The following is a 9123-nucleotide window of genomic DNA, read 5'->3' on the forward strand; positions in this document are numbered from 1 at the left end:
AGCCGCTGCATGCCCGTTCGTCCCCACGGCGGGGCGGCGATCACAGCCGCCGTCGCCACCCTGCTGCTCCCGCTCGCCGCCCCGGCCACCACCGCCCGCGCGGCGCGGCCCGTCTACACCCTGCGCAACGTCCGCACCCGGACCTGCCTGCACCACGCCGACGGGACCAGCCAGGTGAGCCTCGAAGTGTGCGGGCCGGTCGCCGGGCAGCGCTGGGAGCTACGGCCGGAGGGCACGACCACCAACCTCGCCGCCCAGGACCCGGACGGCGGCTTCGCCGGCTGCGTGACCGTCGGCGACTTCCGGAACGCCCGCCTGGGCCAGTGCCGCACCAGCGAGGCGGCCTGGACCGTCACCCCCGGCGCGCACGCCCGGATCAAGTCCGAGTCCGGCCTCAACGGCAACGACCTCTACCTGACGGAGGCCCAGCCCGGCCACGTCGCCGCCCGCCCGGACCGCGACGCCGCCGCTCCGGACTGGACGGTGACGCTCTGAGCCCTCCTGAGCCGTCGGGGCGGGGGCACGCAGAACGCCCGGCCGGGAAACCCCGGCCGGGCGTTCGTACGAACCGTGCCCGGGCCGTCCTACAGGTGACGGCAGCCGGTCCAGTTGCCGACATAGTCGTACACGTTCCACAGCATGGCGCTGCGCGTGGCCGGACCGTAGATACCGTCCGGGGACAGGTTGTGCCCCTGCTGGAACGTCCGGACGGCGCTCTCCGTGTCACCGCCGTACTGGCCGTCCGCGCCCCACGGGCCCACGCTGATGCTGTTGCACTCAGCGAGGCTCCGCTGGAGCTGCACCACGTCGTCCCCGCTGGAGCCGTTCTCCATGAGGCACGAGGTCGAACCGCCGCTCGTGCTGGGAATCAGCGAACGACCGCTCCCGTACGGGGCCGAGACGGCCGTGCTGCAGTAGCCGTCCGCCGCGGAGGCGGCGGGAGCGAAAGTGATGAGCCCGGCGACAGTGGCTGCCGCTGCTCCGAAGGCCGCGAGTTGGCGCTTCAAGAAATCCCCCTAGATGAACTGCGGGCACACCCGTGTGCGGTGGCCCGGCCAAGCGAAGTTGATCTTAGGAGGAGATCGAGGCGGCGAGCAAGATCACGCCGGGTCGGGCCCGGTGCGTCGGCACCAGGGATTGAGGGCGCCCGCCTGCTTCCGTCGGGGAGTTGAGCGTCGAATCCCGAAAAACCGCGTACGGCGGCCGACAGGAACCGTACGCCCGGTGACTGCTGTCTTTCATTCGGTGAACTCCTGGGAACGGCCCGGGGAACGATCTACGGCCGCTGTATGTGCGAGCGGTCGGTCACGCTACGCGGACCTACCCGCCTCGGGGAGGGGAAGCCCGGACGGTCGCCCGAACGCGGATGGCCGGACACCTCGTCGGAGGCGTCCGGCCATCGCTGTGGCGTGCGGGGTCTACCGGCGCAGCCGCGCCGGGTCGAGGTCGAGAGGGACCGGGTCGGTGAGCTGGGTGGTCTCGCCGACCTGGACGAGGCGGTCGACGCAGAGGTCCAGCCAAGGTGAGCCCAAAAGGGGCAGTGGGATGATCTTGAATCCCTGAGTGCCTGTTGCGGCTTTATCACCGGGGCCCGGCGTTGTCCCGGATTCCGTGGTTCTGATCATCCCAGGGCTGGGTGCCCGAGAGGATCCCGCGCGGGCGCGTACGGCGCGTCCGGTAGGGGCTGGACACCGGGTGGGGTGGGATGACTTCGATCGAGAGGACCGCGTATCCGCGGTTCAAGCGGCTGATCACCGCGCGTGAGCTGCATGTGTTCTTCACGCCGTCTGAGGAGGAGCGGGCCTGGGCGAAGGGGGTGACGGACTCGGATGAGTACCAGCTCGCACTGCTGCTGGCGCTGAAGTCGTATCAGCGGATGGGCTGCTTCCCGAAGCCGTGCCGGACCAGGTGATGGAGTTCGTGCGCTGGGCGATGGAGCTGCCGGAGGACGTTCTGCCGGTCTACAGCTCGCAGCGGACGGCCAAGAGCCATCGGAGCATGGTCCGCGAGCGGTGCGGGATGCGCTACGACGGGCCGGCCGCCCGGAAGGTGGCCGAGGAGACGATGCGGATCGAGGCGGCGTCGAAGAACAACCCGGCCGACCTGCGCCCTGGTCGCCCAGCTGCGGGGGCGCCTGAGTAGGACGCCGGGCGCCCAGGGCCGCGCGGTGCACGAGATCGACCTGGCGGAGTGGCTGCGGCCGTACGGCCAAGGCGACGAGCAGCCGTAGCGTCAATGCTGAAGGGCGGCCCCGCTCATCCACGAGCCGGCCGACTCGTCGGTCAGCCTGTCGGATGGGAGCCCGGGGTGTGGCCGAAGGTGCGCCGGAAGACGTCGATGAACGCGCTGGCCGACGACCAGCCGCACCGGTGTGCCACCGCGGTCACCGGCACCTTCTCGGCCAGCAGGACCAGCGCGCGCTGAAGCCGCAACTGGGTGCGCCACTGGGGGAAGGTCATGCCGAGGTCGCTGCGGAACAGCCGGGACAGAGTGCGATCACTCGCACCGACCTGGCGGCCCAGCTCGGCCAGCGTGCGGGGGTCGGCCGGATCGGCCAGCAGGAGATCGCACAGCGCACGCAGCAAGGGCGTGACCGGTGTGGGCAGGTGCAGCGGCTCCTGGGGGGAGGCCCTCAGCTGGTCGAGCAGGACCGCGCGTAACCGAGTCCGTTCCGGACTGTCGTCGTCGGGGGTGTGGGTGTAGGCGATGATCAGTTCACGCAGCAGCGGGCCTACGGTGAGCACCGTCGGGGCATCCAGGCTGAGCGGGTTGTCGGTCACGGGCAGCCCCACCAGATGCAGTTCGAGTTCCCCGTGGGCCTGGTGGGCATGGACGATGCCGGCGGGTACCCAGATAGCGCGGGTGTCCGGGGCAACCCAGGAGCCCGCGCTGGTTGTGACGGCCAGCACTCCCTGGCCGGCATAGACGATCTGGTGCTCGTCGTGCCGATGGGCGTCGATCGCGCCGCCGGGCGCTAGCCGCTGGGTGCGCGTCGGAGCGACCGGCGCATGGCGGATTTTCGTCATCATTAGGCAGTTTATCGGAAGTGCGACACGAGGGTGGGTCCGGACCATGGTGGGGTGCGAAGGAATACATCAATCACTCTGCTGTCCGTCGGGCATTCCTGCGTCGACATCTACCAGGGCTCTGTGGCGGCCCTGGTGTCGTTCTTCATCGCCGAGCGCACCTACTCCTACGCGGTCGCCTCGGGCATCGTGCTGGCCGCCTCGCTGCTGTCCTCGGTGGCGCAGCCGGTGTTCGCCGCGCTCACCGACCGCTGGGCCATGCCCTGGCTGCTGCCGGTCAGCACGCTGCTCGGCGGTGTCGGCATCGCCTTGAGCGGACTGAGCGGCTCGTCCACGCTCACGCTCGTGTTCGTCGCGATCTCGGGTATCGGCGTGGTCGCCTACCACCCGGAATCCGCCCGCATCGCCAGCCAGGGCAGTCACCGGGCCATGGGCTGGTTCTCCACCGGCGGCAACATCGGCTTCGCACTGGCCCCGCTCATGGTCACCGTCGTGGTGGCCACCGGAGGGCTGCGCTGGACCCCGCTGCTGGTGCTGCTGGCCCTCGCGGGCGCCGCGCTGTGCCTGCCCGTGGTGCGCGCCCTGCAGCAGAAGCAGGTCGACGGAGACGGTCCGACGGAGACGGCCGGAAGCGACGACGTCGCCTCCTTCGTGAAGCTGTCACTGGCCGTGGTCTTCCGGTCGATCGCATTCGTCGGTCTGAGCACCTTCATCGCTGTACGTCCGCCAGCGCCTGGGCGGCAGCACGACCGCCGGCGCCGCGGCCCTGACCGTGCTCTACCTCGGCAGTGCGATCGGCCCGGTGCTGGGCGGAAACCTGGCGAGTCGCTGGGACCGGGTGACGGTCTCGCGCTGGTCGTACCTGATCACGGCCGCGGCCATCGCGGGCGTGGTGTGGGTCCCGGGCCCGGCCATCTACCTGTTCGTGGCACTGACCTCGGCCAGCCTGTACCTCCCCTTCTCGCTGCAGGTCACGCTCGGGCAGGCCCTCCCGGGTCGGCACCGCCAGCGGGATCACCCTCGGCATGACCGTCAGCATCGGCCGCCTGGCCAGCCCCGTCATCGCAGCCTCGCCGACGCCACCTCCCTTCAGACCGCCCTGGCGCCGCTCGTCCTGATGCCCCTGCTGAGCCGGCTGTTCTTCCGTAACCTGCCCGGACCCACCGCGCCTCACCTCGGGGCTGCGCCGCAGCCGAAGGCCGACGACACGGACGCCGCACCTGCGTCCATCCAGCAGATCGGCTGAGGTGGGACGCCTGCTGCGGGGATCGCACCGCCGAACCTGCGCCAACGCCACGTCAGTTCTACAACTGCCACGTCATTGATCACCAAAGGACGATCTGATGGATACCGAGACCCTTCTGATTCACGCCGCACGGCAGACCGCGGCCGCCGCACATTCGGTGAGCCCTCCACTGGTGCGCACGTCGACGACGGTGTTCGACTCGTTCGACGCCTACAAGCAGGCGCAGGGCGCGCTGGTCTTCGACGGTCCGCGTTACGGCAGATCAGGCACGTCGACGACGTTCGAACTACAACGCGCCATGGCCCAGGTCGCGAACACCGAGACGTGCATCGCGACCAGCAGCGGGCTGGCGGCGATCACCGCCGTGCTCGCCGCACACGCCGGTCTCGGGCGCCACATCCTGGTGAGCACGGGCGTGTACGGGCCCACCCGGGTCTTCTGCGACAACGAGCTGATCCCGTCCGGAACCGACGTGGAGTACTTCGCCCACGACGCCGACGTATCGGCCCTGCTGCGCGACACCACGAGCCTCGTGTTCGTCGAGACCCCCGCGTCACTGACGATGGAGATGTGGGACGTACCCGCCATCTGCGCGGCGGCGCACGATCGAGGAATCCCTGTCGCCTGCGACGCCACCTGGGGAACACCGATCTTCCTCGACGCGCACGCGCTCGGGATCGATATCTCCATCCATGCCGCGACCAAGTTCATCAACGGCCACTCCGATCTGCTGCTTGGACTCATCACCGGAACGCTCGACGCCCTGGCCGGCGTTCGTGCGTACTGCGACCGCAGCGGCACCCATGCCGCCCCGGACACCTGCTGGCTGACACTGCGCGGGCTGCGCACACTCGCCGTTCGCATGGAACGCCACCAACGCTCAGCTCTCGCCGTCGCCCGGTGGCTGCAGACACAGCCCTCTGTCCAGCGCGTCCTCTTTCCCGCCCTCGCCACCGATCCCGGCTACAAGCTGTGGCACTCGCAGTTCTCCGGTGCGGCAGGTCCGTTCACTATCGAGCTGACCCCATGCAGCGAAGAGGCGTTCACCCGGTTCATAGACGGTCTCTCCCTGTTCGGCCTCGGCACGAGCTGGGGCGGGTTCGAGAGCCTGGTCATGCCCGCCGTGCCCCACCACCTGCGGGCCCTCGCCGCCCCGGCGGACGCGCCCCGACTGGTCCGTTTCCACATCGGGTTGGAAAGCTCCCAAGACCTCTGCGACGACCTGGCCTCAGCCCTTGCCGCCGTACAAGGCGATGGAGACACCGGCAGCAACCTTCAAGAAACCAACGTTTGCTGAAGATCGCCGCTTCAAGATCGAAAAGACCCCCAGGGCCTTCAAAAACTCCTTCAAGAACCTGGGTGGTTCAAGAACCTCCGACCACCCTTTTCTGAGAGGATTCCGGGCGTGAGCACGCCACTTGAACCCGACCAGTTCGAACTCCTGGTCGCCGAACCGGCCGTCCGGACCGAGATCCGCATCGGATACGCACGGGTGTCCACCGGCGGACAGAAGCTCGACCGCCAGATCGACGCACTCAACCAGGCCGGCTGCCGGAGGATCTTCGCCGACAAGAAGTCCGGCAAGGACGACGACCGCCCGGAACTGCAGGCGTGCCACGCCTTCCTCCAGCGCGGCGACACCCTGGTGGTCCCCGCCCTCGACCGCTACGGCCGCTCCCTCCAGGACCTCATCAACATGGTCAGCGAACTCCGCCGCCGGGAGATCGGCTTCACCTCGATGCACGAGCGTCTGGACACCACCACCCCCGGCGGCCGGCTCGTCTTCCACGTCTTCGCCGCCCTCGCCGAGTTCATTCGCGAGCTCATCGTCTCCGGCACCCGCGAGGGCCTGGCCGCCGCCCGCGCCCGCGGCAAGGTCGGCGGCCGCCCTTCGGTCAACCCGGACATCATCAAGGCCGCCCGCGACATGCTGCCCAACCCCGACCTGTCGATCACCGCGATCGCCAAGCTCCTCAAGATCAGCCCCGGGACGCTGTACAACCACATCCCCGACCTGCGCGAGCTCCGCACCAGCCGCATCCCCGCCCAGCTCGACGGCGGCGCCCGGTGATCCCCGGCGAGCACCGGCTCAAGGGCGGCGCCCTCCAACTCGGCGCCGAGGAACCCGGCCTGCCCGGCCCGTTCGGCGCTTGGACCGACGAGGACAGCGACCAGGAGCCGGACGAGTCCGAGACCGAACTCTGCTTCTGAGCACGCGGCCGGGCGGCGCGCGACCCTGGAGACATGGCCCGCGTGCGGTACTGCGCGAACTGTAGCGCCAGGCTCCCCAGGGGTGTTTCAAACTTTCGTGATCACGTAGACGGGCTGGTCAGGGGAGGTCCAGCGGCCGGTTGAAGGGATCGTCACTGACACTGACACCTGTCGTGCAAGCGCCGATTGAGGCGACCGTATGATGCTCGACCATGAAGATCAGGAGAGTGTGCAGTGAATGGCGCATCCAGGTCGTTCAAGAGAACCAGGCGTCGCGGGAGTCCGGCCCGGGGGTGACCCGTATACGCGTCACGCGCGGTGGCTCGGTGCTGGGTGACGCGCGGACCATCAACGAGGTGAAGGCCATCCCGGCCCGGCACGGCGGTCCGGAGATCGAGGAGTTCGGCGAGTAGCAGCCGGCGGAAGCCTCTCGCATCCCGATCGGTCAGAGGTCGGGGGCGTTGAGGTGGAGTCGGAAGCCGCAGCTGCGCCGGAGTCGGGAGCGTCCCAGGGGTACTTAAGAGTCCTGGTGATCACGTAAGCGGCAGGCCACAGCGATGCGAGGGCTCCGGGCGGACCCGTCACTGACGCAACGAAGCTCCGGTTGAACGGGGTGACCTTGCCAAGTCGCCCTGACCCGCCGGAGCTTCGATGTGCCGTCAGTCTGCCAGTGTCTGCATCGTCAAGCCGCCCGTTCGTCGACTCGACGCGAATATGGGCCTGGTGGAGCGGCTGAGCTTGCTGCCAGATCCCCGCTGTCGCCGCGGTCGGCGTCACCCATTCGTGGGTGCGCTGCTGATCGCGGCCAGCGCGGTGCTTGCGGGCGCGAAGTCGTACGCGGCGATCGGGCAGTGGGCCGCGTCCGCGCCGCAGCACACCCTGGCCCGGCTTGGCGCGCGGGTGGTCGGCGCGCTGGGCATCCGGCTGGCGCCGAGCGCGGCCACGATCCGACGCGTCGTCGCGCTCGTTTGCCCGGGCGGGCTGGCCGAGCTCACCGGGACCGACCCCGCCGGGAAGGACACCCTCGCCGTGGACGGCAAGTCCGCCCGGGGCTCGCGCCACGGCGACAGTCCGGCCGCGCACCTGCTGGCGGCGATGACCGGCACCGGGCAGGCCGTCGCCCAACTGTGAGTACCCGACCGCACCAACGAGATCACCTGCTTCGCCGCGCTGCTGGCCCCGTTCGACCTGACCGGGGTCGTGGTCACCGCCGATGCGCTGCACACCCAGCGCGCGCATGCCCGGTTCCTGGTCGAGCGGAAGAAGAAGAAGGCGCACTACCTGCTGGTGGTCAAGGCCAACCAGCCCGGGCTGTTCCAGCAACTGCGCTCGCTGCCCTGGACGCAGGTGACCGCCCGCCACTACCAGCGCGGCACCGGACACGGACGTCGCGAGACCCGCGTCGTCCGGGCCCTGACCGTCACCGATCTGGGACTGGACTTCCCGCACGCCGTGCAGGCCGCGAAGATCACCCGCTACCGCACCAACCGCAAGACCGGGAAGCTGACCCGGCAGACCGTCTACGCGCTCACCGACCTGACCCACCAGCAGGCGTCACCCCAGCGCATCGGCCATCTCGCCCGTTCTCACTGGGGGATCGAGAACCGGCTGCACTTCGTCCGCGATACCGCCTTCGCCGAAGACGCCTCCAAGGTCCGCACCGGCAACGGCCCGGAGAACATGGCCACCCTGCGCAACCTGGCGATCAACACGCTCCGCCGACACGGCCACCGGAACATCGCCGCCGGCCTCCGCCACGTCTCCTACGACCCCTTCACCCGGCCGCTGGACCTGTTGGACATCCCCTGAGCAGCCCGTCTACAAGATCAGCGGGACTTTGAAACGCCCCTGGCCCTGTGCGGGATCCGCGGCTCTACCTCACTGGGCGTTTCGTCCCTGACTCTGGGGGTTCAGGTGCCGCGCCAGGTTGGGGTGGTTTCGCCGGTGAGTCGGCGGGTCATGAGGCTGATCATCGCGAGGTGGATCATGGCCTCGGAGCGGGCTGGGAGGGTTTCGTAGTCGCGGGCCAGACGGCGGTGGTTCATGAGCCAGCCGAAGGTGCGCTCGACGACCCAGCGTCGGGGCTGGACGACGAATCCCCTGGTGGTGGGGTCGCGACGGACGATCTCGATGTCGATGCCGAGCGTGGCGCCGTGTTCGACGACGGCGGTCTTGTAGCCCATGTCGGCCCAGGCCTTGCCGATGGTCGGGTGCTCGGCTGCGACCACGGTCAGCAGCTGTCTGCCGGCGGCGTTGTCCTGGACGCTCGCGGCGGTGACCGGCACCACGAGCAGCAGGCCGATGGTGTCGGTGACGATGTTGCGTTTCCTGCCCACGATCTTCTTCCCGACATCGACGCCCTGGCCGGCGACGGGAACGTTCGTGGAGGTCTTCACACTCTGGGAGTCGAGGATGCACGCGGTCGGCTCCGGATCGCGGCCTTCTGCGGCGCGGACCAGGCGGCGCAACAGGCCGTTGAGTTGCTCGAACACTCCCTCCTTCTGCCAGCGGGCAAAGTAGGTGTAGACGGTTTCCCAGGGCGGGTTGAGCTGCCCCGAGTTTCGTAGAGTCCGCGATTGTGTGATCAAGCGGCCTGCGGGGCTTCCTCCAGGCTCGCCCAGTACGCCTGCTCGTATTCGT

Annotated in this window: 11 protein-coding genes and 1 pseudogene; 9 read left to right on the plus strand and 3 right to left on the minus strand. The window is 69.2% G+C overall.

Annotation, left to right across the window (positions count from 1 at the left end; genetic code table 11):
• The first annotated feature begins 9 nt into the window (after positions 1-9).
• Complete coding sequence (locus ACIBEC_RS39275; protein WP_360508807.1) at positions 10-495, plus strand: hypothetical protein; 486 nt, start codon at positions 10-12, stop codon at positions 493-495.
• A gap of 89 nt (positions 496-584) precedes the next feature.
• Here the strand turns inward: ACIBEC_RS39275 and ACIBEC_RS39280 are convergent, their stop codons facing one another.
• Positions 585-833: a peptidoglycan-binding domain-containing protein gene (locus ACIBEC_RS39280; RefSeq protein WP_360508809.1), complete on the minus strand. Its 249-nt coding sequence runs from the start codon at positions 831-833 to the stop codon at positions 585-587.
• 872 nt (positions 834-1705) lie between these two features.
• Here ACIBEC_RS39280 and ACIBEC_RS39285 point away from each other — a divergent pair.
• Positions 1706-1912: a DUF4158 domain-containing protein gene (locus ACIBEC_RS39285; protein ID WP_360508811.1), complete on the plus strand. Its 207-nt coding sequence runs from the start codon at positions 1706-1708 to the stop codon at positions 1910-1912.
• Positions 1897-2142 (plus strand): hypothetical protein, encoded by a 246-nt coding sequence (locus ACIBEC_RS39290; protein ID WP_396290081.1) that lies wholly within the window; start codon positions 1897-1899, stop codon positions 2140-2142. The genes ACIBEC_RS39285 and ACIBEC_RS39290 overlap by 16 nt, the downstream gene beginning before the upstream one ends.
• A gap of 140 nt (positions 2143-2282) precedes the next feature.
• Here ACIBEC_RS39290 and ACIBEC_RS39295 read toward each other — a convergent pair whose 3' ends face one another.
• Positions 2283-3026, minus strand: coding sequence for a helix-turn-helix transcriptional regulator (locus ACIBEC_RS39295; protein WP_360508814.1), 744 nt, complete (start codon positions 3024-3026; stop codon positions 2283-2285).
• Between the two features lie 54 nt (positions 3027-3080).
• Between ACIBEC_RS39295 and ACIBEC_RS39300 the strand changes: the two are divergent.
• The 6 genes and pseudogenes from ACIBEC_RS39300 to ACIBEC_RS39325 all read left to right on the plus strand — a co-directional run bounded on the left by ACIBEC_RS39300 (position 3081) and on the right by ACIBEC_RS39325 (position 8292).
• Positions 3081-4272 (plus strand): annotated as a pseudogene (locus ACIBEC_RS39300) (MFS transporter).
• 97 nt (positions 4273-4369) lie between these two features.
• Positions 4370-5569, plus strand: a complete 1200-nt coding sequence (locus ACIBEC_RS39305; protein WP_360508816.1) for a PLP-dependent aspartate aminotransferase family protein — start codon at positions 4370-4372, stop codon at positions 5567-5569.
• A gap of 108 nt (positions 5570-5677) precedes the next feature.
• Positions 5678-6343, plus strand: a complete 666-nt coding sequence (locus ACIBEC_RS39310) for a recombinase family protein (protein WP_360508818.1) — start codon at positions 5678-5680, stop codon at positions 6341-6343.
• The gene (locus ACIBEC_RS39315) at positions 6340-6483 is read left to right on the plus strand and encodes a hypothetical protein (RefSeq protein WP_360508820.1); all 144 of its coding nucleotides are present in this window, start codon (positions 6340-6342) and stop codon (positions 6481-6483) included. The genes ACIBEC_RS39310 and ACIBEC_RS39315 overlap by 4 nt, the downstream gene beginning before the upstream one ends.
• A 783-nt stretch (positions 6484-7266) precedes the next feature.
• On the plus strand, positions 7267-7614 hold the full coding sequence (locus tag ACIBEC_RS39320) for a transposase family protein (protein ID WP_360508822.1): 348 nt from the start codon (positions 7267-7269) through the stop codon (positions 7612-7614).
• Between the two features lie 57 nt (positions 7615-7671).
• On the plus strand, positions 7672-8292 hold the full coding sequence (locus ACIBEC_RS39325) for an ISAs1 family transposase (RefSeq protein WP_360508828.1): 621 nt from the start codon (positions 7672-7674) through the stop codon (positions 8290-8292).
• Between the two features lie 101 nt (positions 8293-8393).
• Here ACIBEC_RS39325 and ACIBEC_RS39330 read toward each other — a convergent pair.
• Positions 8394-9123: IS5 family transposase (locus ACIBEC_RS39330; protein ID WP_360508824.1), on the minus strand; the 730-nt coding region annotated here is incomplete at its 5' end.

The organism is Kitasatospora sp. NPDC051164 (genome assembly GCF_044455625.1).
GTDB lineage: Bacteria > Actinomycetota > Actinomycetes > Streptomycetales > Streptomycetaceae > Kitasatospora.

Excerpts from the sequence above, each read along its gene's own strand:
- ACIBEC_RS39280 (WP_360508809.1), bottom strand. The coding sequence starts at position 833 with ATGGAGAACGGCTCCAGCGGGGACGACGTGGTGCAGCTCCAGCGGAGC.
- ACIBEC_RS39275 (WP_360508807.1), top strand. The coding sequence starts at position 10 with ATGCCCGTTCGTCCCCACGGCGGGGCGGCGATCACAGCCGCCGTCGCC.
- ACIBEC_RS39295 (WP_360508814.1), bottom strand. The coding sequence starts at position 3,026 with ATGACGAAAATCCGCCATGCGCCGGTCGCTCCGACGCGCACCCAGCGG.
- ACIBEC_RS39285 (WP_360508811.1), top strand. The coding sequence starts at position 1,706 with ATGACTTCGATCGAGAGGACCGCGTATCCGCGGTTCAAGCGGCTGATC.
- ACIBEC_RS39305 (WP_360508816.1), top strand. The coding sequence starts at position 4,370 with ATGGATACCGAGACCCTTCTGATTCACGCCGCACGGCAGACCGCGGCC.